Annotated in this window: 19 protein-coding genes; 7 read left to right on the top strand and 12 right to left on the bottom strand. The window is 71.6% G+C overall.

The features are described 5' to 3' along the window. Positions 1–25 precede the first annotated feature (25 nt). The 4 genes from ABH926_RS18305 to ABH926_RS18290 form a co-directional block, all read right to left on the bottom strand. The gene (locus ABH926_RS18305) at positions 26–1,048 is read right to left on the bottom strand and encodes an ABC transporter permease (protein WP_370366856.1); all 1,023 of its coding nucleotides are present in this window, start codon (positions 1,046–1,048) and stop codon (positions 26–28) included. Continuing rightward, positions 1,045–2,022, bottom strand: a complete 978-nt coding sequence (locus ABH926_RS18300; RefSeq protein ID WP_370366855.1) for an ABC transporter permease — start codon at positions 2,020–2,022, stop codon at positions 1,045–1,047. Before ABH926_RS18300 ends, ABH926_RS18305 begins: the two co-directional genes overlap by 4 nt. Beyond that, on the bottom strand, positions 2,019–3,776 hold the full coding sequence (locus ABH926_RS18295; protein ID WP_370367069.1) for a sugar ABC transporter ATP-binding protein: 1,758 nt from the start codon (positions 3,774–3,776) through the stop codon (positions 2,019–2,021). The genes ABH926_RS18300 and ABH926_RS18295 overlap by 4 nt, the downstream gene beginning before the upstream one ends. 104 nt (positions 3,777–3,880) lie before the next feature. Then, the gene (locus tag ABH926_RS18290) at positions 3,881–4,987 is read right to left on the bottom strand and encodes an ABC transporter substrate-binding protein (protein ID WP_370366854.1); all 1,107 of its coding nucleotides are present in this window, start codon (positions 4,985–4,987) and stop codon (positions 3,881–3,883) included. A 337-nt stretch (positions 4,988–5,324) separates the two neighbouring features. Between ABH926_RS18290 and ABH926_RS18285 the strand changes: the two genes are divergently transcribed. Then, positions 5,325–8,201, top strand: a complete 2,877-nt coding sequence (locus ABH926_RS18285; protein WP_370366853.1) for an RICIN domain-containing protein — start codon at positions 5,325–5,327, stop codon at positions 8,199–8,201. 13 nt (positions 8,202–8,214) lie between these two features. Here the strand turns inward: ABH926_RS18285 and ABH926_RS18280 are convergent, their stop codons facing one another. Then, positions 8,215–9,027, bottom strand: coding sequence for an SDR family oxidoreductase (locus ABH926_RS18280; RefSeq protein ID WP_370366852.1), 813 nt, complete (start codon positions 9,025–9,027; stop codon positions 8,215–8,217). Positions 9,028–9,089: 62 nt separating this feature from the next. Between ABH926_RS18280 and ABH926_RS18275 the strand changes: the two genes are divergently transcribed. Beyond that, on the top strand, positions 9,090–9,887 hold the full coding sequence (locus ABH926_RS18275; protein ID WP_370366851.1) for a helix-turn-helix domain-containing protein: 798 nt from the start codon (positions 9,090–9,092) through the stop codon (positions 9,885–9,887). On the opposite strand, the gene ABH926_RS18270 is transcribed toward ABH926_RS18275, so the two are convergent. Continuing rightward, positions 9,888–10,565, bottom strand: a complete 678-nt coding sequence (locus ABH926_RS18270; protein WP_370366850.1) for an O-methyltransferase — start codon at positions 10,563–10,565, stop codon at positions 9,888–9,890. Positions 10,566–10,664: 99 nt separating this feature from the next. On the opposite strand from ABH926_RS18270, the gene ABH926_RS18265 reads away from it, so the two are divergent. Next, the gene (locus ABH926_RS18265; protein WP_370366849.1) at positions 10,665–11,261 is read left to right on the top strand and encodes a TetR/AcrR family transcriptional regulator C-terminal ligand-binding domain-containing protein; all 597 of its coding nucleotides are present in this window, start codon (positions 10,665–10,667) and stop codon (positions 11,259–11,261) included. A 9-nt stretch (positions 11,262–11,270) separates the two neighbouring features. Here the strand turns inward: ABH926_RS18265 and ABH926_RS18260 are convergent, their stop codons facing one another. Further along, complete coding sequence (locus ABH926_RS18260) at positions 11,271–12,992, bottom strand: MFS transporter (protein ID WP_370366848.1); 1,722 nt, start codon at positions 12,990–12,992, stop codon at positions 11,271–11,273. 120 nt (positions 12,993–13,112) lie between these two features. Between ABH926_RS18260 and ABH926_RS18255 the strand changes: the two genes are divergently transcribed. Both ABH926_RS18255 and ABH926_RS18250 read left to right on the top strand, forming a co-directional pair. Further along, positions 13,113–13,637 carry a MarR family winged helix-turn-helix transcriptional regulator gene (locus ABH926_RS18255; protein WP_370366847.1) on the top strand — a complete coding sequence of 175 codons (525 nt, stop codon included), beginning with the start codon at positions 13,113–13,115 and terminating at the stop codon, positions 13,635–13,637. A 146-nt stretch (positions 13,638–13,783) separates the two neighbouring features. Continuing rightward, positions 13,784–15,040: an MFS transporter gene (locus ABH926_RS18250; RefSeq protein ID WP_370367068.1), complete on the top strand. Its 1,257-nt coding sequence runs from the start codon at positions 13,784–13,786 to the stop codon at positions 15,038–15,040. A gap of 55 nt (positions 15,041–15,095) precedes the next feature. On the opposite strand, the gene ABH926_RS18245 is transcribed toward ABH926_RS18250, so the two are convergent. After that, positions 15,096–16,361: a flavin-dependent oxidoreductase gene (locus ABH926_RS18245; protein ID WP_370366846.1), complete on the bottom strand. Its 1,266-nt coding sequence runs from the start codon at positions 16,359–16,361 to the stop codon at positions 15,096–15,098. Between the two features lie 209 nt (positions 16,362–16,570). Continuing rightward, complete coding sequence (locus tag ABH926_RS18240; protein WP_370366845.1) at positions 16,571–16,789, bottom strand: hypothetical protein; 219 nt, start codon at positions 16,787–16,789, stop codon at positions 16,571–16,573. A 40-nt stretch (positions 16,790–16,829) separates the two neighbouring features. Here ABH926_RS18240 and ABH926_RS18235 point away from each other — a divergent pair, with 40 nt between their 5' ends. Next, a complete protein-coding gene (locus tag ABH926_RS18235; protein ID WP_370366844.1) occupies positions 16,830–17,210 on the top strand; it encodes a cupin domain-containing protein in 381 nt (126 codons plus the stop codon). A gap of 96 nt (positions 17,211–17,306) precedes the next feature. Then, on the top strand, positions 17,307–17,438 hold the full coding sequence (locus tag ABH926_RS18230) for a hypothetical protein (protein WP_370366843.1): 132 nt from the start codon (positions 17,307–17,309) through the stop codon (positions 17,436–17,438). Positions 17,439–17,469: 31 nt separating this feature from the next. Here ABH926_RS18230 and ABH926_RS18225 read toward each other — a convergent pair whose 3' ends face one another. The 3 genes from ABH926_RS18225 to ABH926_RS18215 all read right to left on the bottom strand — a co-directional run bounded on the left by ABH926_RS18225 (position 17,470) and on the right by ABH926_RS18215 (position 20,518). Then, positions 17,470–17,928: an Lrp/AsnC family transcriptional regulator gene (locus tag ABH926_RS18225; RefSeq protein WP_370366842.1), complete on the bottom strand. Its 459-nt coding sequence runs from the start codon at positions 17,926–17,928 to the stop codon at positions 17,470–17,472. Positions 17,929–17,960: 32 nt separating this feature from the next. After that, complete coding sequence (locus ABH926_RS18220) at positions 17,961–19,064, bottom strand: Glu/Leu/Phe/Val dehydrogenase dimerization domain-containing protein (RefSeq protein WP_370366841.1); 1,104 nt, start codon at positions 19,062–19,064, stop codon at positions 17,961–17,963. Between the two features lie 179 nt (positions 19,065–19,243). Further along, positions 19,244–20,518: an NAD(P)/FAD-dependent oxidoreductase gene (locus ABH926_RS18215; RefSeq protein ID WP_370366840.1), complete on the bottom strand. Its 1,275-nt coding sequence runs from the start codon at positions 20,516–20,518 to the stop codon at positions 19,244–19,246. Positions 20,519–20,546: the final 28 nt, after the last annotated feature.

Here is a 20,546-nt window from a genome sequence, read left to right as displayed (position 1 = left end):
CCGGCGCCGCGGCCGTCCGCAGCGGTCATCGCCGCCGCGAACGCTCGAGCAGCGCCTGCGCCAGCACCACCACGGCCAGGAACGCGCCGTTCACCGCGTCCGTCATCGCCGATCCGTACTGGGACAGGTACCGGTCGATCAGGTGGTGGATCACCGCCAGCAGCAGCACGCCGCAGACGGTTCCGCCGATGGTGCCGTAGCCGCCGGTCAGCAGCGTGCCGCCGATCACCACCGCGGCGATGGCGGTCAGCTCGTAGCCGACGCCGATCGTGGTCACGCCGGAGCCCAGCCGTGCGCCGCCCAACGCCCCCGCGGCGCCGGCCAGGGTGCCGGACAGCAGGTAGACCAGCACTTTCGCCCGCGCCACCGGCAGGCCGAGCAGGACTGCGGAGTCCTGGTTGCCGCCGATGGCGGTCAGGGTCGCGCCGTAGCCGGTGCGCTCCATCAGGACCCAGCCGGCCGCGAACAAGACCGCCACGATGCCCACCGGTACCCACGTCCCGGCGCCCAGGTGCCGGAACCAGGAGCCGGCCGGCACCAGGTACGTCGTCGACCCCTGATTCGTCAGCGCCTGCAGCAGTCCGCGCGCGCCGAGCAGTCCGGCCAGCGTGACGATGAACGGCGCCATCCCCCCGTAGGCGACCAGCAGCCCCTGCACCGCGCCCCAGGCCGCGCACACCGCCAGCGGCAGCACGATCGCCAGCCACGGCCCGTGCGCCGAGCCGCGCGCCGCCAGCACTCCCCCGAGCGCGTACAGCGAGCCGACCGACAGGTCGATGCCGCCGGTGGTGATGACGAACGTCATCCCGAGGGCGAGCAGCCACACGAAGGCGTTGTTGCCCAGGATGGTGCTCACGTCCGACCACGACGCGTCCGACGGCGAGGCGGCCGTCGCGGCCGCGCACACCGCCACCAGCACCACCAGCGGCCCGCGCCGCTCCGCGCGCCGGATCCAGCGCTCGCGCGGCGTCTCCAGCAGTCCTTCGGCGCCCTCGCGCGGCGGCGGCGCCGGGACCGGGGCCAACGTCCGCGGTGTGCGCACGCTCATCGCGTCCCCCGTTCCCTGGACACGTAGACGGCCAGGCAGATCAGCACGGCCTCGACGATCTGCGTGGTGGAGGTCGGCACGTTGTGCTGGATCAGCACCGCCGAGGCCAGCTGCATGAACATCGCCCCGGCCACGGTGCCCAGCACCCGGACCCGGCCGCCGGCCAGCGGGGTGCCGCCGACCACCACCGCGGTGATCGCGCTCAGTTCCATGTTCAGTCCCTGGTTGGCCGGGTCGGCCTCGGCGCCGTGGCCGACGATGAGCACGCCGGCCAGCGCGGAGAGCACCCCGGAGAGCACGTAGACGGTGACCAGCACGCGGCGCACCGGCAGCCCGGCCAGCAGGCTGGCGCGCTTGTTGTCGCCGATCGCGACCAGCTGGCGGCCGAAGGTGGTGCGGCGCACGGTGTAGGCCACGGCGCCGGTGGCCGCCAGCGCGATCCACGCCATCAGCGGCACCCCGGCCACGTTCTGCTCGCCGAGGTTCAGGATCGTGGTGTCCGCGACCGGCTTGGCGGCGGCGCCGTTGAGCAGTTCGGCCAGGCCGCGCAGGCCGATCATCAACGACAGCGTGGCCACGATCGGCTGCACCCCGGCGAAGGCCACCATCGAGCCGCCGACCGCGCCGGCGGCCGCGCCGAGCAGCAGGGCCAGCACGATCGCCGGGGCCGGACCGTAGCCGATGTACAGCGGGATGATCGAGGCGGCCAGCGCGATGGTCGCGCCGACCGACAGGTCCACGCCCTCGGTGCCGATCACCAGCGCCATGCCCAGGGCGACGAGCACGGTCGGGGCGGCCTGGAACAGCTGCACGCGCCAGTTCGACGCCGACATGAAGTCGGTGTTCATCGCGGTCGCGACGGCGATCAGCACCGCCAGGGCCGCGTAGACGCCGTAACGCTGCGCCAGGTCCAGGACGCGGTCGCGGGTGCCGGCGCCCGCGCCGTCGACGGGTTCGATGACGGCCGCGGTCATGCCGGGTCCTCCTCGCGGGGGTGTTCGGGCTCCGGGTGCCCCGGAGCGATGGACTCGGCTCCCTCACCGGCCAGGGCCCGCATCAGGTTCGGGGCGGTGACCTCGGCGCGGTCCAGGCGCGCCGCCACCGATCCGGTGTGCAGCACCACCACCCGGTCCGAGCCCTCGATCAGCTCGTCGAGCTCGGAGGAGATCAGCAGCACCCCGACCCCTTCGGCGGCGAGCTGGTCGATGATGGTCTGCACCTCGGCCTTGGCCCCGACGTCGATGCCGCGCGTGGGCTCGTCCAGCAGCAGCACCTTGGGGTTCAGGCACATCCAGCGGGCCAGCAGCACCTTCTGCTGGTTGCCGCCGGACAGGTCCTGCACCTTCTGCTCGGGACTGGAGGCCTTGATCCGCAGCCGGGTCATGAAGAACTCGACGATCCGGTCCTGCCGGGCGGTGGAGACGATGCCGGCCCGGGACAGCCGCGGCAGCGCGGCCAGCACGATGTTCTCCCGGACCGACAGGCCCGGGATGACGCCCTCGGCCTTGCGGTCCTCGGCCAGCATCGCGATCCCGGCGCGCACCGCGGCCTTTGGGCTGCGGCGGCGGATCCGCCGGCCGCCCACGGAGACCGTGCCGGCGGCCGGATGCGCGCCGATCACCGCCTGCGCGGTCTCGCTGCGGCCGGCGCCGAGCAGGCCGGCCAGGCCGACCACTTCGCCGGCGGCGACGTCGAGGCTGACGTCGCGCAGGCGGTGGCGGTCGGTCAGGCCGCTGATGCTCAGTGCGGGGCGGTCGGCGGCTGCTGCCGCGGCGAGTGGTCCCGCCTCGGATCCGGAACTGAATCCGGCGCCCGATCCGGCGTTCATTCCCGCACCGCCGGGGCCGCCCGCCTGACGGTCCCGGCGCGCCGCCGGAAGCGGAAGCAGATCCTTCAGGGCCGCGTCGTCCGGCGCCGGCCGCCGCTGTGCCTTGTCCGGAGCGAACGCCGTGACCCGGCCGTCGTGCGCGGCCAGCAGCGCGCGGCCGAGCATGAGCGCGACCAGCTCGGTGCGCGGCAGCCCGGCCATCGCGCCGCTGTGCACGGTCCGGCCGTCGCGCAGCACCGTGACCCGGTCGCAGATCTCGTACAGCTCGTCCAGCCGGTGGCTGACGAACACCACCGCCGCGCCCTGCTCCCGCAGGGTCCTGATGACCCCGAACAGGGTCTGGACCTCGCGGGGCTCCAGGCTGGAGGTCGGCTCGTCCATGATCACCACGCGGGCGTCGGTGCGGACCGCCCGGGCCAGCGCGACCATCTGCCGGGCGCCCAGGCCCAGGGTGTGCACCGGTGCGGTGACGTCGACGCGTACCCCGTAGCGCACCAGGATCTCGGTGGCCATGCGGTTCATCGCGCGCACGTCGACCAGGCCGAACCTGCGCGGCTCGCGGCCCAGGAACAGGTTCCGGGCCACCGACATCATCGGCACCAGGTTCACTTCCTGGTAGATCGTCGAGATGCCGGCGGCCTGCGCCTCCAGCGGCGTGCGGAAGGTCCGTTCGGTCCCGTGCAGCGCGACCACCCCGTCGTCGGGACGGTACACGCCGGTGAGCAGTTTGATCAGGGTGGACTTCCCGGCGCCGTTCTCCCCCATCAGGGCGTGCACCTCGCCGGGGCGCACCAGCAGGTCCGCGCCGCGCAGGGCGTGGACGCCGCCGAAGCTCTTGACCACCTGCCGGGCCTCCAACGAGGCAGGAGCGCCCTGGGGCGCCCCTGCCTCCGGCGGCACGGAGGGGTCTGGTTCATCCGGCCTCGTCGGCACGGTTCCTCCTCAGTGGACCCAGGAATCGTGGACCCGGGAATTCAGATGTCGCAGATCCCCGTCCCGCCAGCTCAGTAGACCTGGCCGCCGGTCAGCGCCTGCTGCGCGTCGGCCTGGGTGAAGTGGTTGTCCTTGATGATCACCTTGCTGGAGACCCCGGAGGTGCCGAAGAAGGCCTGCAGCGAGGAGAAGGCCAGCGGGCCGAAGCGCGGGTTCGTCTCGACGTCGGCGTAGATCGAGCCGCCGGCGACGTCCTGCACGGCCTGCTGGGTCCCGTCGATCGAGACGATCTTGATGTCCTTGCCCGGGGTCTTGCCGGCCGCCTTGATCGCCTGGATCGCGCCCAGGGCCATCTCGTCGTTCTCGGCGTAGACGGCGTTGATGCCGGGGTTGGCCTGGAGCATCTGGGCCATCACCGACTGGCCGTCGGTCTGGTCGAACTTGCCGGTCTGCGAGGTGACCACGGTCATGTTCGGGTACTTGGCCTTGAGCTCGTCCTGGAACCCGTTGGTCCGGTCGGTGCTCACGTTGTTGCCCGGGGTGCCGGACAGGATCGCGACCTTGGCCGTGCTGTTGGTGGCCGCGGCCAGGTCGTCGGCGGCGATCTGGGCCTGGCCGTAGAAGTTCGAGCCGATGAAGGCGATGAAGTCGCCGCACGCGGTGCCGGTGACGGTCCGGTCGATGGTCAGCACCGGGATCTTCTTGGCCTTGGCCTCGGCCAGCGCCGGGCCCAGGCCGTCGGAGTTCTCCGGGGCCACGATCAGGACCTTGGCGCCCTGCGCGATCATGTCCTCGATCTGCGAGTTCTGCGCGTTCACGTCGGCGTTGGCGTTGCGCTGGATCAGCTTGACCCCCAGCGACTTGGCCTGGTTGGTGATCGAGTCGGTCTCGGTGGAGCGGAAGGGGTTGCTGGTGGACTCCGACTGGGAGAACCCGACGATCGTGGCGGGATCGGTGAGGTTCAGCTGGGGCACGCCGCCGGCGTAGCTCTGGTACGTGCACGCCGGGCCGGAGGCGGAGGTGGCGACCACCTGCTGGGCCGCGGTCCCGGTCGAGGACGCGCCGGAGGCGGCGGGTTTGGCCGCCGACTTGGCGCAGGCGGCGGTGCCGGCCAGGCAGGCCACGACGACGGTCGCGGCCATCGCCGGCCTGGTCAGGGTCTTTACACGCGAGCGCATGGAAAATCGTCACATCCTCGTCACGGGCGGATTCGGGTACGCGCCGACACGCGGCTCCCGGCGCGCGCATCGGTTCTTCGACGGTTCCGTGGTGCGGTGTTTCCAACGATGTAACGCTAGTCATGCACCTCCGAGGGATGTGTGTCAACCCTCTTGCTGCCGGGAGCAAAACGCCTATCAGGCCTCGATAAGCGCCTGGAGCAGCGGTTTCGGCGAGTGGATCGGCATCCGAGGGATCACCCGCCTCAACACAGGGTCTTGACGCACCCCGGCACCGGTGCCTGAATGAGGCATTACATCGTTGAATCAGGGCTGCTCTACCCACCGGAGCCTCATCATGTCCCTGCCCCACGTGCCACTGTCGCGCCGCGCTCTGCTGCGCACCGGCGCCCTCGCGGCCGCCGCGGTGACCACCCGTCCGTACCTCGTGTCCCAGGCCTCAGCGGCGAGCGCGCGCCTGGCGCCGGCCGGCGGCGGCCTGTACACGCCGAACGCCGCTCCCCTGGCGCCGACCGCGCTGCTGCGGCTTCCCCCGGGCGCCGTCCGCCCCTCCGGCTGGCTGGCCGGCCAACTCCAGCTCCAGCTGAACGGCCTGTGCGGCAGGTACCAGGACACCTCCCACTTCCTGGACAAGTCCACAACCGGCTGGCTCAACCCGTCCCAGAACGGCTGGGAGGAGGTGCCCTACTGGCTGCGCGGCTACGGCGACCTGGCCTATCTCACCGGCGACGCCACGGCCCTGGCCGACACCGCCTCCTGGATCGACGGCATCCTGGCCACGCAGGCCTCCGACGGCTTCTTCGGCCCGACCTACCTGCGCACCAACCAGGGCGGCCAGGCGGACTTCTGGCCGTACCTGCCGTTACTCCAGGCTCTGCGCAGCCGCCAGGAGTACACCGGCGACCAGAGCATCCTGACCGCCATGACCGCGTTCTTCCAGTTCATGAACGCCCAGCCCGGATCGGTGTTCTCGGCCTACTGGCTCTCCTTCCGCGTCGCGGACGGCCTGGACGTCATTTACTGGCTCTACAACCGCACCGGCGAGTCGTTCCTGCTCGACCTGGCCGACACGATGCACACCAACAGTGCGAACTGGCTGAACAACCTGCCCACGCCGCACAACGTCAACCTGGCCCAGGGCTTCCGCGAACCGGCGGTGTACGCGCTGCGCTCCGGCCAGTCCGGCATGACGCAGAACGCGTATCAGAACTACGCCTCGATCATGGGCCGCTGGGGCCAGTTCCCCGGCGGCGGCTTCGCCGGCGACGAGAACGGCCGCCTGGGCTACCGCGACCCGCGCCAGGGCTTCGAGACCTGCGGCGTCGTGGAGCTGATGGCCAGCCACGAGCTGCTGAACCGGCTCACCGGCGACCCGGTGTGGGCCGACCGCTGCGAGCAGTTGGCGTTCAACATGCTGCCGGCGGCCCTGGACCCGCAGGGCAAGGGCACGCACTACATCACCTCGATGAACAGCGTGGACCTTTCGAACACGGTGAAGACCCAAGGCCAGTTCAGCAACGTCCGGGCGATGCAGGCGTACATGCCCGGCGTGGACCAGTACCGCTGCTGCCCGCACAACTACGGCCAGGGCTGGCCTTACTTCACCGAGGAGCTGTGGGCCGCCACCCCGGACGACGGGCTGTGCGCGGCGATGTACGCCCCCTGCTCGGTCACCGCAAACGTGTCCGGCGGCCGCTCGGTCACCATCACCGAGAGCACCGGCTATCCGTTCACCGACACCGTCACCCTGACTCTGTCGCTGTCCACACCGGCAACGTTTCCGCTGTACCTGCGGGTCCCGGGCTGGTGCTCGTCCCCGGCGGTCGCGGTCAACGGCAAGGCCGTCAGCGCACCGGCGGGTCCGGCGTACACCTCGATCTCGCGCACCTGGCACAACGGCGACACGGTGACGATCCACCTGCCGTCCACCCCGGTCGTCTCCTCGTGGAGCACGATCGGCGGCGCCCTGTCGGTGTCGAACGGGGCCCTGGACTACTCGCTGCGGATCGGCGAGAACTACGTCCAGTTCGCCGGCGACTCGGAGTTCCCCGAGTACGAGGTGCACGCCACCACGCCCTGGAACTACGGCCTGGACCTGCCGGCCTCGAACCCGGCCGGCGCGCTGTCCTTCCACGGCGCCACCGGCTCGGTCCCGGCGAACCCGTTCACCCAGCAAAGCGTGCCGGTCAGCATCACCGCCCCAGCCGCGCAGCTCGCGCACTGGACCGCCGACGACCAGAACGTCGCCACCGAGCTGCCAACCGGGCCCTTCCAGGCCTCCGGCACGACCGACGTCACCCTCATCCCCATGGGAGCAGCCCGGCTGCGCATCACGGCGTTCCCCAACGCGGCGGCGAGCGGCAGCGCCTTCGTCCAGCCGAGCGGCTACTTCAGGCTGCTGAACGCCAACAGCGGCAAGGTCATGGGCGTGTCGAACATGTCCTGGGACGACAGCGCCCAGGTGGTCCAGTTCGACGACAACGGCACCGCCGACCACCTGTGGCAGCTGATCGACAACGGCGACGGAAACGTCCGCGTCCGCAACGCGTGCAGCGGCCTGGTCCTGGGCGTGGACGGCATGTCCACCGCGAACTCGGCGAACATCGTGCAGTTCGAGAACACGAACACCCTGGACCATGTCTGGACCCTGATCGACAACGGCGACGGCCGCATGCGCATCCGCAACGTCAACAGCAACAAGGTGGCCGGCGTCGCGAACATGTCCACCGCCGATTCGGTGAACGTGGTCCAGTACGACGACAACGGCACCGCCGACCACCTCTGGACCCTGATACCGGACGGCCCGGTGCGGATCATCAACAAGAACAGCGGTCTGGTCCTCGGCGTGGCCGACATGTCCACGGCCGATTCGGTGGACGTCGTGCAGTACGACGACAACGGAACCGCCGACCACCTGTGGACCTTCCTGAGCGATCCCAGTGGCTGGTGGAAGATCCAGAACCTGAACTCCGGCAAGGTCATGGGCGTGTCGAACATGTCGACCGCAAACTCGGCGAACGTCGTGCAGTTCGACGACAACGGCACCGCCGACCACCTGTGGCGGCTGCGCCCCGGCGGCGGCCCCTGGTTCCGGATCCAGAACTCGAACAGCGGTCTGGTCCTCGGCGTGGCGAACATGTCCACGGCCGATTCGGCGAACGTGGTGCAGTACGACGACAACGGAACCGCGGACCACCTGTGGAGGATTCTCTAGCCGGACGCCCGGGTCAGGCCTTGGTGGAGAGGGTCCGCCAGGCCTCCCAGGTCTCCAACCGCTTCTGGTAGGCGGCCGTGACGACCGGATAGGGATAGACGCCGAGGAACAGCCGAAGAGGCGGTTCCTCGGCGTCGACCAGTTCCAGGATGACATCCGCCGTCACCTTCGGGTCCCGCGGCGCGCGGGCCGTGGCGCCGGCGCGCCGGGCCTCGCGGACCGGCTCGTAGGCGGCCATCGGCTCGGTGTGCACCGCCGAGCCGGCCGACCAGTCGGTGCCGTAAGGACCGGGCTCGACGATCGTGACGTGGATACCGAGCGGGGCGACCTCCTGCGCCAGCGCCTCGCTCATCCCCTCCAGGCCCCACTTGGAGGCGTTGTACAAGCCGAGGGTGGGGAACGCGGCGAGCCCGCCGAGGCTGGAGACCTGCAGGATGTGACCGCTGCCCTGCTCGCGCAGGTGCGGCAGCGCGGCCTGCGTCACCCACAGCGGGCCGAGCAGATTGGTGTCGAGCTGCGCGCGGGCCTGCTGTTCGGTGACCTCCTCGACGGTGCCGAGCAGGCCGTAGCCGGCGTTGTTGACCACGATGTCCAGCCGCCCGAACTTCTCGACAGCACTTCCGACCGCGGCAGAGGCGGCGGCGCGGTCGGCGACGTCGAGGCCGAGCGGCAAGACCGCGTCGCCATACGCGTCGACAAGGTCGTGCAGGGTTTCGGGACGACGGGCCGTGGCAACCACACGGTCGCCGCGGGAAAGGGCCGCCTCGGCCCAGATCCGGCCGAAGCCGCGGGATGCTCCGGTGATGAACCATGTCTTCGTCTTCATGGTTCGATCTTCGAACGGTCGCCGATCCGCAACCAGCACCCCGCCGGGGTTACCCTCGGGCCATGGCGACCGACAACCTGTTGGGAGAGTTCCTGAAGGCCCGCCGCGCTCAGATCTCGCCCACGGACCGGGACCTCGCGCTGTCCGGACGACGCCGGGTCGCAGGCCTGCGGCGTGACGAGCTGGCCCGGCAGGCGGGGATCAGCGAGCCGTATCTGACGCGGCTGGAGCAGGGCGTCGACCGGAATCCCTCGCCGCAGGTGGTGCGGGCGTTGGCGCGGGTGTTGGAGCTGGACGCGGACACGACCGCGTACTTCCACTCGCTCGCGGCGCCGGTTCCGGACGCCGCTCCCGCGCCTGATGTCAGCGAGGATGTGCACCAGCTGCTCGACTCCTGGGCCGGGAGCCCCGCGTACGTCCGCAACCGACGCTTCGACGTGCTCGCCGCGAACAAAGCCGCCCGAGCGCTGGCCCCGATGTACGAACCGGGGCGGAACCTGGCCCGCGAGGTGTTCCTCTCCCCCGAGGTGCGCGAGCTTCTGCCCGATTGGCCGCAGATCGCCGAGCAGACGGTCGCGGCCCTGCGCGCCGAGGCAGACCTCCGCGATCCCGCCACCGCGGTTCTCCTCACCGAGTTAAATACGAGCGCGGATTTCCTTTGCCTGTGGGAAAAACACGACGCGCGCCCATCCCGCGACGAACTCAAGCGCTTCGCGCACCTGATCGTCGGGGAGCTGTCGCTGCGGCGCCAGGCGCTCACCGTCGGCGGGGCCGAGCAACAGGTGATCATCGTCTATCAGGCGGCGCCCGGGAGTCCTTCGGCGGACGCCCTGGCCCGGCTGATCACAGACGGCAACTGATCACAGACGGCAGCTGATCTCCATGCCGTCCTCGACGGGGAACGTGACGCCCTCGTAGCCGTTGGCCGGATCGCGCACGTACTCCAGGTACGGCTTGACCGACTCGAAGCTGGTGTCGTCCGCGACGACCAGCGCGCCGGGGACCAGCCGCGGTTCGAGCACGCGCAGGACCGAGGTGTACAGGTCCTTCCATCCGTCGAGCAGCAGGAAGTCGATGTGGGATCTGCCGAGGTACTCCGGCAGCGTCTCCAACGCGTCGCCTTCCAGAACGGTGACGACGTCCTGCAGGCCGGTCTCCTCGAACGTGGCGCGCGCGGCGGCGATCTTGGCCGCCGCCATCTCGGTGGTCACCACGCGCCCGACGCCGTTGTCCCGGACCGCGGCGGCCAGGTGGAGCGTGGAGATGCCGTAGGACATACCGAACTCGACGACCGTCGCCGGCTTCACGGCGCGCACGAGGGTGTAGAGCAGGCGTCCGGCGTCGGCGGAGATCGGCATGTAGATCTCCGACCAGGCGTCGGCGCGCTGTTGGGAGTCGGTGTCGGCGAAGCCTTGCGGACGCTGGGCCAGGGCCCGCTCGTAGGCGGCGTCGTCTTGATCCGCGGAGGCGAACATCCGCTGGAGGGCTTCGGCGACGCGCGGGTCGCGCAGGGTGCTGGGGGTGCTGGAAGAAGTCATGTGCGCTAGAGTAGACGCAACGTTGCGTCTTGTCTACAGCGGCCGGCCTTATCCTGACCCCCACGATCAGGGCACGGCACGTCAAGGAGATGAATCACTTTGCCCGCACAGCAGCGCCACCACGGAAACCGGCACGGCCGCAGCGAGGACGCGCGGCAGGCCGTGCTGCAAGCGGCCGACGACCTGCTGGTGGAGAAGGGCTTCGCGGGCGTGACGATCGAGGGCGTCGCGGCCGCCGCCGGCGTCGCCAAGCAGACGATCTACCGCTGGTGGGGCTCGAAGACGGACATCCTGCTGGACACGTTCCTGGAGGACGCCGCCCGCGACCTGGCCCCGCAGGAGCACGAGCCCCTGGCCGAGGACCTGCGCGCGCACCTGACGCGGCTGGCCGGCTTCCTGAGCGGCAACGACGCCGGCGCGGTCTTCAAGGCCCTGATCGGCCACGCCCAGCACGATCCCGCCTTCGCCGAGAAGCTGCGCACGCACTACCTCGACGAACAGCGGCAGCGCGACCGTGCGCCGCTGGACCGGGCGATCGCGCGCGGCGAGCTGCCGGGGGATGTGGACGTGCTCGCCGCGGTGGACCTGCTCGTGGGGCCGATCTATCACCGGGTCCTGATGACCGGGGATCCGGTGGACGAGCGGTTCATCGGCGGGCTGGTCGCGCACTTCGTCAAGGGCTACGGCCTGAGCTGAGTCCGCTCGTCACGACCCCGGGCATCCCGATCCGCGCGGCAGCCGATAGTCGCTGTCGATCGTGTACCGGCCCGGGCTCTGCACTACAAGCCGCGTCCAGTCGCCGTCCTTGGCCAGGCAGGCGCCGCTCTGCCCGTCGACCCGCAGCCAGGGCGACCACTGCACGCGAACGGTCACCGGTGTGGTGCCGCCGGCGACGTCGAGCACGATGTGCGCGGGGTCGGTGGCCACGACCGTCGCCGGCGGCGAGGCCAGCGCCACGGCGTCGGTGAACTTCAGCAGGCGCCACGACGGGTCCTGCCAGATCTGGTGCAACCACGGCGGATCGGTCGCCAGCACCGCGGCCTCGTCGCGCGCCGAGTAGTCCAGGCCCGCGGCGGTGGCGGTCGGGACCGCGACGTATCCGACGGCCCACTTCTGCAGCCAGTCGTGGTAGGCGGCGGAGGTGAGGCCGCCTTCGTAGAACAGGGGGTTGCGCTGCACGTCGGCCTGGCGGTTCCAGCCGCGGGCCAGTTGGGCGACGTCGACCAGTCCCCAGGATTCCCAGTGGTTCAGCATCGGGACGGCTTCGACGCGCGCGCCGGTTGCCTCCACGTGCAGGCTGCGCAGTTCGGCGACGAGCCCGGCGCCCTGCGCGCGGCCGGACGGGGTCGGGATGCCGACGATGTCGCTGGTCACCGTCCAGTAGCCGGCGAACAGGAACGCCAACAGCAGGGCCATGCTGCGCAGCCCCGGCCGGCGGGGAACGCCCGGCAGGTGCTGCCGCAGCGCGCGCAGCGACGGCAGGTCGGCGCGGGCGCACAGCGCGGCCAGGAACACCACGCTGCCGAAGATCAGCGCGAGGCGTTCGACGTTGCTGCCGAGCGGGGTGTCGATCAGCAGCGTGAGGCCGGCGCCGGCGGCGTAGAGCAGGGCGCCGACGCGCACCACGCGCCACACCGGCGCGGCGGCCGGGCCGCTCGGGACCAGCAGGGCCACCGCCAGGGCGCAGCCGGCGGTGCTGATGATCGTCGTGGCGCCGACCGGGTCCACGCCGGAGAACGGGAACAGGACGCTGGTCAGCAGCACCACCACCGGGCCCGGGACGCCCAGGGCCACGCCGCTGCGGCGGCGTCCGGTCAACAGCAGGGCCGCGGCCGCGACCTCGACGAACAGCCCGGCCAGCGGACTGGCGCACACAGCCAGGAACGCCAGCGCCGCGGCCAGCGCGGTACGGCCCCAGCCGGGCGTGCGCTCGGTCCCGGCGGCCGCGCCGGCGGCCAGGCCGAACATGAGCCCGATGGCGAAGGTGACCCGGCCGGCGGCCAGGTCGCACCACAGCGCGAACGTCCCCCACAGCGCCACCGGCAGCGGCCAGCGCAGCCCGGCGCGGGTCAGGATGTGCGCGAGCAGGACCGCCGAGACCACCACGGACAGCACACCGGCGGCGCGGACCCCGACAGCGGCCATCAGGAACGGCGCGAGCAGGCTGTAGGAGGCCGGGTGGATGCCGCCGTACCAGGCCAGGTCGTAGGCCGAGCCGGGGTACTTGGCGGCGAAGTCGGCCCAGGACCACTGCGCGGCCAGGTCGCCCCCGACGCCGGCCAGGAAGCGGGCCCAGATCAGGGTCAGGACGAGCGCGAGCGCGGTCGCCGCCCAGATCGTCGACCTGTCGCGCAGCAGGCGCGGGACACCGGGGGCCGGTCCGGCGGGCCCGGCATCCGCATCCGCATCTCCTCCGGCGACAGACACGCGGCAGGCCACCCTTCTTACTGGTTGCAGCCCAACATAGTGATCACCTAACCACGCACTGTGACGACACGCAGTTCCAAATTACAACAGCACTTATAGAAGTGCTGTTACGATTGCCGGATGACCGCCCCCGACCAGCCCGCCGACCAGCCCTTCGACGACCCGTCCGACGCCAGCCTGTGGCGCCCCCTGTATCAGCTGGTGGCCGCCGTCGACGCCGACATCGCGCAGGTCTACGCCGACGCCGCGATAGCGGGCGTGAAGCCCAACTGGGTGCGCGAACTGCTGCGCCTGTACCGCGAGGGCCCGATGACCATCACCGAACTCGCCGAGGCGATCGGGCGCACCCACTCGGCCCTGAGCCAGAAGGTCGCCGCGATGAAGACCGCCGGCCTGGTCCACACCACCCGCGGCCCCGACGCCCGCACCAAGCGGGTCGAGCTGACCCCGAGGGCCCGCCTCCTGGCCCCCCGCCTGGCCGCGGAATGGCGCGCGACCGAGGCCGCGCTGGCGGAGCTGGAGGCGGAGATCCCGTACCCGGTGAGCAAGGCGGTGGCCGACGTCGAGCGGGCGCTGGCGCGCAAGAGCTTTCACGAGCGGATCAGTGAGCGGCTGAGGGAGGACCCCGCATGGCGCGGCGAGTAGGGGCGGGGCGGCTGCGGGCGAGAGGTTCGGGGCAGCCAGACTCACAGCCGCCGGATTCGCGCCAAGCTCCCCACACCAAAGCGCCCCGCACCGCGACCGCCACCGCCACCGCCAGCCCGAAGCCCAAGCCCCGCCGCCTCACCGCCATGCTCGCCGACACCGCCCCGCTCCGCGAGTCCCCCGCATTCCGCCGCCTGTGGATCAGCCAGCTGTGCTCCAGCTTCGGCGGACAGATGACCACCGTCGCCGTGCTCTTCCAGGTCTGGCGCAGCACCGGCAGCGCGGCGTGGACCGGCGCCATCGGCCTGGCGCAGGCGGTGCCGTTGATCGCGTTCGGCCTGTTCGCCGGCGCGCTGGCCGATCGGCTCGACCGGCGTCGCTTCTACCTGGTGTGCACCGTCGGGCAGGGGGCGTGCTCGGCCCTGCTCGCGACGCAGGCGCTGCTGGGGACGTTCCCGGTGCTCGTCGTGCTTCTCGTTGTGGCGGCGCAGTCGTTGTTCGGGGCGGGGAGTGGTCCGACCGCGCGGACGTTCCTGCCGCAGCTGGTCCGGACCGAGCACCTCGGGGCGGCGCTGGCGCTGAACCGGATCGCGTTCCAGGCCTCGATGATGGTCGGGCCGGCGGTCGGGGGGCTGGTGGTGGCCGGGGTCGGGATCGGCGGCTGTTATCTGATCGACGCGCTGTCCTTCGCCGTCGCGTTCTACGGCGCGTTCCGGCTGCCGCGAATGGCCATGTCACTGCGCTCGGAGGCGGCGCCGCGGGCCGGGATGCGGGGTGTGGCCGACGGTCTCAGCTACCTGATGCACACCGCGCCGGTGCGCGGTGCCCTGCTCACCGACCTGGCCACGACCGTGCTCACCATGCCGGTCGCGCTGTTCCCGCTGCTCAACGCCGAGCGCTTCGGCGGCAACCCGCGCACCCTGGGTCTGTTCCTGGCCGCGATCGCGGTCGGCGGGGTCACCGCCTCGGTGTTCTCCGGGACGTTCACCAGGCTGCCGCGGCCCGGCGCCGTCATGCTGCTCGGCTCGACGGTGTGGGGCGCCGCGCTGCTGACCCTCGGCCTGGTTTCCAACGCCTGGCTGGGCCTGGCCTGCCTGGCGGTCGCCGGGGCCGCGGACACCCTGGCGGTGGTCTCGCGCAGCACGGTCGTCCAGCTGAACACCCCCAACGAGATGCTCGGGCGGGTCTCCGCCGCCGAGCAGATCGCCGGGCAGGCCGGGCCGGAGCTGGGCAACCTGCGCGCCGGCCTGACCGCCGCCGCGACCTCCGGGACGGTGGCGCTGGTGAGCGGCGGCGTGCTGTGCCTGGCCGCGCTCGCGCTGATCGTCGTGAAGACGCCGCAGCTGCGGGAGTTCACCCGGCCGACGGCCGTCGAACCCCCGCAACCCCTCAGCGTGGCCTGAGAACCGCGCTGATACCTACCGATGCCTAGCGATACCTAGCGATACCTACCGACACCTACCGCACCGACAGCGAAGCCCGCGCGTTCAGCGCGTCGGCGTCGAACCCCGTCGTACTCCGGAACGCCTCGTCGATCGCTGTGATCTCCGCTGCGCTGAGCACCTCCTCGATGGCGCCGAACCCCTCCGGCGCCCGGTCGGCCACCAGGTTCAGGATCCGGTCCATCGGGAACGTCCGGTTCGCCGCCACCACCGCCGCCGTCGCCGGAAGCCGCAGCGCCTCGTACGCGGCCAGCCCGGCGGCCGGGTCGTCCTCGTGCGAGGCCAGCGCATGCGCCAGATGCCGCGCGTCGAGGATCGCCTGCGACCCGCCGTTGGACCCGATCGGATACATCGGATGCGCCGCGTCCCCGAGCAGCGTGATCCGCCCGCGTCCCCAGAACGGCAGCGGATCCCGGTCCACCATCGGGTACTCCAACACCTTCGGACTCGACGCCATCAGCTCGCAGATGTCGACGCCCGCCATCGTCCACCCCTGATAATGCGGCAGCGCCTCGGCCAGATCGCCGGCCCGGTCCCAGTCCGGCACCTGCGCGGCGTCGGAGTCGACACGCACCTCGGCGACCCAGTTGATCAGGACCCGTCCATCCTCGCCACGCGGCGCGGAGATGGGATACACGACGAACTTCGCCGCCCGGTTGCTCCCCGCCCACATCATGCTCCGGCCGGTGAGGAACGCCTCCCCCTCCGCGCAGCCGCGCCACATCTTGATACCGCTCCATCGCGGCGCGCCCTCGTCCGGATGCAGCTGCGCACGCACCGTGGAGTGCAGCCCATCGGCGCCGATGACCAGATCGGACTCGACGGTCCCCAGGTCCTCCCCGGCCCGCCCGACCAGCCGGCTCAGCACCCTGTCGCCCTCCTGCCGCACCTCGGCCAGCGCCGTGGAGGTCTGCACGCTGTCCGGCCCGAGCCGGTCGCGCACCGCCGCCAGCAGGATCGCCTGCAACTCGCCGCGGTGCACCGAGTACTGCGGCCAGTTGTAGCCGGCCGCCTCGCCGCGCGCCTCGGACCAGATCCGGTTCCCGAACCTGTCCATCACGACCACCTCGGCCGTCGGCACCGCCAGCGCCGCCAGCTCCGGCCCCAGGCCCAGCTCGATCAGCTCGCGCGTGGCGTGCGGCAGCAGGTTGATACCGACGCCGAGCGGTCGCAGCTCGGACACCGAGTCGATCACCCGGATCTCGGTGCCCACCCACGCCGCGTGCAGGCTCAGCGCCGCGCTGAGCCCGCCGATCCCGGCGCCGACGATCAGTACCCTCACAATTGCTCCCTCCGTCGCGACTGACGATCATCGCAGACCACTGCTGTCTACGGCGTCAGACACCGGATCGAGGCTGCTTTGGGCGAGCGCATAAAGTGATATCACTTTGCTAGAGTTTTCTTCAGAACACCGAGGCGAGGCACAGGGCCCGAGGAGACGCCGCCATGTCCAGCAATCCCGTCACACCGCCGTCGCGACCACAGCCACCGTCACAGCCGCAGCCGCAGCCGCAGCCACAGCCACCGACCGCGCCCGCGCCTGCGCCTGCGCCTGCGCCCGAAGTCCCGGGCCTGGCCGCCGCCGCGCCACCGATCACCGAGCGCGCCGCCTGGAACATCAGCGGCTGGCTCCCGTTCCTGCTGGATGTGCTCGGCCTCGTCGGCGCGGATCAGGACCGGCGGGTAGAGGCCGGGTTCGTGGTTCGTCATGTCTCCAGCCTCGATCCGGCCCGCATCATCAGTCCAACAGATGTATTCGCTTCTCGCCACCGGCGCGGACAGCGCGGTCCCGCACTACCACCGCGGATCCTCGGAGCTGTTCTACGTCCTGGACGGCCGGCTGGACGTCCTGGTCGGAGCGGAGGTGCGGACCGCGGACGCCGGCGACCTGCTGATCGTCCCGCCGGGCCTGAACCACGCCTTCGGCGCCCACGCGGGCTCGACGGCCGAGGCGCTGATCGTGATCACACCGGGGGTGCGGCGCTTCGAGTACTTCCGCCTGGTCGAGCGGACGCGCTCCGGGCTGGAGCCGCCGGAGACGCTGCGCGGGACGCAGGAGCGGTTCGACACGTTCTTTGTCGACAGCGGGGTTTGGGAGCGGGAGCGGGCGCGGACTCGCGGGAAGCGCTGAGCCCGGGCCGAGGCCGCGGGCCGCCCCCGACTGCGAGCCCCATAACTTTCCAGGCTACTGTTGCCGCGATATCGACCTGCGAAAGGCATTCGGCAAATGGCGGCCCAGAAGCGTCCGGCTCAGCAGAGCGTCAACATCAGCACCGTCAGCGGCAAGGAGATCTTCCTGATCGTCCTGGCGATGATCGTGCTGGCCGGTACCGCGGCGAGCGTCGCACTGCTGGGCTGAGAACCGACGCGCGCCGGGTTCGCCGGCCGGCTCAGTCCGGCAGCCGCTCCGGCGCCGCCTGGTGCACCTGCTTGAAGATCACCGAGGTCCGGAACCCGGTGACCTCCCGCCGCTTGGCGATCCGGTCGGTGAGGAACACGTGCAGCCGGTCCAGGTCGGGCACGCCGACGTGCAGCACGAAGTCGTCGCCGCCGGAGAGCACGAACGTGCTGAGCACCTCCGGCAGCCCCGAGGCGAAGTCCGAGAACGCGTCGATCACGCTCCGGCTCAGCGGCCTGATCTGCACCGCGACCAGCGCCTGCACCCCGCGGTTGAGGGCCGCGGTGTCGATCTCGGCGTGGTAGCCGCGGATCACGCCGCGCCGGGTCAGGGACCTGACCCGCTCCAGGCACGTCGAGGGCGCGACGCCGAGGGTGCGGGCGAGCTCGCGGTTCGACTGCCGGGCGTCGGCTTGCAGGAGGCGGACGATCTCCGCGTCGAGGTGATCCATTCTCCGATCCTGGCATCCGCTCTCGTTCCGGCTCAGGCTGTCCCGGATTCGGCCCCGCCGAGCCGGGCACGCACCAGCTCCTCGGCGACGGCCGCGAGTGTCACGCCCCGGCTTACAGCACTCTCCAGCAACCCGGCCACGGTGTCCTGGATGGCGAGAACCCGTTGCCGCGCCTGGTCTTCGGAGCCCTTGTCCAACTCGATGGTGATCGCGTTGATCACGCCCCCGGCACTGGCGACGTAGTCCGGGACCCAGGCGATCCCGCGCTCGTGCAGCGCATCGGCGACATGCGGGACCGCGAGCTGGTTGTTGGCCGGCCCGACGACGGCCCGACACCGCAGCCCCGGCACGATCTCCTCGGTCAGCACCCCGCCGAGCGCGGCCGGGACGACGATGTCGACGTCGGCGGTCAGCGCCCGGTGCGGATCGGCGCACCAGGTCGCGCCGAGGCGATCGGCGAGCTCCTTCTTGGCCGGGTCGATATCGCTGAGCACGAGGTCGGCGCCGGCCTCGGACAGCAGCGCCGCGATGCGCGCGCCGACGCTGCCCAGGCCGACGACGGCGAGGCGCAGGCCGCGAAGGGGGTTGGCGGCGCTGGCGGGCTGGCTGTCGCCGCCGGGCCGGTTACCGCCGCCAAGCCGCGCCCCGACCGCCCGCAGCGCCGCGACGGTCCCGGCCGCCGTCGCCGGTGAGGAATCCCCGCTGCCGCCGTCCTCGGCCGGCTTGCAGAACACGTGCCGCGTCAGCTCCCCGATCACCACCATGTCCTGCGGCGAGGTGCCGACATCCGGCCCGGTCGCGTACCGGCCGTCCAGCGCCTCGATGGCGTCGGCGACGTCGTACAGGATGTCGCGCTTGCCGGCCGGCGTGAGCACGTACCCCTCGGGCATCGCCACCACCGTCTTGCCACCACCGCGGGCCAACCCGGCCGCCGCGAACTTGGCGGTCATCGCCGCCGACAGCCGCAGCGCGTCCTCCAACCCGTCCTGCCAGCGCGGATACCGCCAGATCCGGCACCCGCCAGCAGCGGGCCCGAGCGCCGAGGAATGCATCGCCACGACGATCGGCAACCCGGACCGCACTCCGGTACGGATGAGCACCGACTCGTGATCAGGCCACTGAGGGAAACCGGGCATGGGACTACCGCCTCTCGGACGAACGACCGCTTCGACGACCCACGATCGGGCATCCGTGAGCCTCCGCGGTCGCCGGCCGAACAGATGGCCGGAATAGCTGTCGGCGGCCGTCCGGGAGCGAACGTGGTTCGGCGGGGCGGGGTGGCGGCCGGTCAAACGGGCGGGCGCGACCGGCTTGTCTAGCGGTCCGCCAAATACGCGTGCACCAACATCACCGCCATCGACCCCTCCCCCACCGCGCCGGCGACCCGCCGTGCGGACCACGCGCGCACATCGCCGGCGGCGAAGACCCCGGGCACCGTGGTCTCCAGGTGGTACGGCGCGCGCGGCAGGGGCCAGGCCGGTTCGGCGGCGCCGGCGGCCGCGATGTCGTTGCCGGTGACCAGGCAGCCGTCGGCGTCGCGCAGGAAGCGCGGGCCCAGCCAGGCGGTGTCGGGGGCGGCGCCGATGAAGGCGAACAGCCAGGTGGCGTTGGCGTTCTCGGTGGCGCCGGTGCGGGTGTCGCGCAGCGTCAGGCGCTCCAAGTGGGTGTCGCCGGAGGCGCCGGCGACCTCGGTGCGGGTGCGGACCTCGATGGTGGGGATGGCCTCGATCTGCTTGATCAGGTAGGTCGACATCTCGCGTTCCAGGGAGTCCCCGCGGACCAGCAGGACCACCTTGCGGGCGCACTGGGAGAAGTAGATCGCGGCCTGGCCCGCCGAGTTGGCGCCGCCGACGATGTACACGTCCTGGCCGGTGCACAGTGGCGCTTCGGTGAGCGCGGAGAAGTAGTAGACGCCGCGTCCGACGAAGTCGGCCACGCCGGGAGCGTGCAGCGTGCGGGTGTTCGCGCCGGTCGCCACGAGCACCGCGCGGCCCGCGACGCTGCCGCCGTCGGCGAAGCCGACAGTGAAGCCGCCGCCGTCCCGCGCGGCAAGAGCGCTGGCCTGCCGCGTCAGGACGAGCTCGGCCCCGAACTTGGTCGCCTGCCGGCGCGCGCGATCGGCGAGGTCCGCGCCGGAGATGCCGTCGGGGAAGCCGAGGTAGTTCTCGATCCGCGAAGTGAGCCCCGACTGCCCGCCGATCGCCCACCGTTCCACCACCACGGTGCGCAGCCCCTCCGAGGCCCCGTAGACGGCCGCCGCCATCCCGGCCGGGCCGGCGCCGACGACCACCAGGTCGTACGCGCCGCCGCCGGGATCGGTGTGCAGGCCCAGCCACTCGGCGACCGGTTCGAGCCCGCGCGGCCGCGACACGTGCAGCACCCGCCCCGCCTCGTCGATCAGCACCGGGGTGTCGGCGGCGGCCACGCCATGGTCGGCCAGCACCTGTGCGCCACGCGGGTCGCCTGGCCGCAGCCAGGTGTAGGGGACCTCGCTGCGCGTCAGGAAGGTCCGCAGCACCGAGCATTCCGGCGACCACTGATCGCCGACGAGGGTCACGGCCGGCCGTGCCTCGTCCTCCGCAGCAGGCATGCCATCGACAGTAGAACGGGTTGCCGCA

This window comes from Catenulispora sp. GP43, assembly GCF_041260665.1.
Taxonomy (GTDB): domain Bacteria; phylum Actinomycetota; class Actinomycetes; order Streptomycetales; family Catenulisporaceae; genus Catenulispora.
The sequence above is the reverse complement of the archived record's forward strand: the minus strand, read 5'-3'. Positions and strand labels throughout refer to the sequence as shown.

What these genes read in the sequence shown, in the direction of transcription:
- ABH926_RS18305 (WP_370366856.1), bottom strand. Translation starts at nt 1,048, where the DNA reads ATGAGCGTGCGCACACCGCGGACGTTGGCCCCGGTCCCGGCGCCGCCG.
- ABH926_RS18300 (WP_370366855.1), bottom strand. Translation starts at nt 2,022, where the DNA reads ATGACCGCGGCCGTCATCGAACCCGTCGACGGCGCGGGCGCCGGCACC.
- ABH926_RS18290 (WP_370366854.1), bottom strand. Translation starts at nt 4,987, where the DNA reads ATGCGCTCGCGTGTAAAGACCCTGACCAGGCCGGCGATGGCCGCGACC.
- ABH926_RS18285 (WP_370366853.1), top strand. Translation starts at nt 5,325, where the DNA reads ATGTCCCTGCCCCACGTGCCACTGTCGCGCCGCGCTCTGCTGCGCACC.
- ABH926_RS18280 (WP_370366852.1), bottom strand. Translation starts at nt 9,027, where the DNA reads ATGAAGACGAAGACATGGTTCATCACCGGAGCATCCCGCGGCTTCGGC.
- ABH926_RS18275 (WP_370366851.1), top strand. Translation starts at nt 9,090, where the DNA reads ATGGCGACCGACAACCTGTTGGGAGAGTTCCTGAAGGCCCGCCGCGCT.
- ABH926_RS18270 (WP_370366850.1), bottom strand. Translation starts at nt 10,565, where the DNA reads ATGACTTCTTCCAGCACCCCCAGCACCCTGCGCGACCCGCGCGTCGCC.
- ABH926_RS18255 (WP_370366847.1), top strand. Translation starts at nt 13,113, where the DNA reads ATGACCGCCCCCGACCAGCCCGCCGACCAGCCCTTCGACGACCCGTCC.
- ABH926_RS18250 (WP_370367068.1), top strand. Translation starts at nt 13,784, where the DNA reads ATGCTCGCCGACACCGCCCCGCTCCGCGAGTCCCCCGCATTCCGCCGC.
- ABH926_RS18240 (WP_370366845.1), bottom strand. Translation starts at nt 16,789, where the DNA reads ATGACGAACCACGAACCCGGCCTCTACCCGCCGGTCCTGATCCGCGCC.
- ABH926_RS18235 (WP_370366844.1), top strand. Translation starts at nt 16,830, where the DNA reads ATGTATTCGCTTCTCGCCACCGGCGCGGACAGCGCGGTCCCGCACTAC.
- ABH926_RS18230 (WP_370366843.1), top strand. Translation starts at nt 17,307, where the DNA reads ATGGCGGCCCAGAAGCGTCCGGCTCAGCAGAGCGTCAACATCAGCACC.
- ABH926_RS18225 (WP_370366842.1), bottom strand. Translation starts at nt 17,928, where the DNA reads ATGGATCACCTCGACGCGGAGATCGTCCGCCTCCTGCAAGCCGACGCC.
- ABH926_RS18220 (WP_370366841.1), bottom strand. Translation starts at nt 19,064, where the DNA reads ATGCCCGGTTTCCCTCAGTGGCCTGATCACGAGTCGGTGCTCATCCGT.
- ABH926_RS18215 (WP_370366840.1), bottom strand. Translation starts at nt 20,518, where the DNA reads ATGCCTGCTGCGGAGGACGAGGCACGGCCGGCCGTGACCCTCGTCGGC.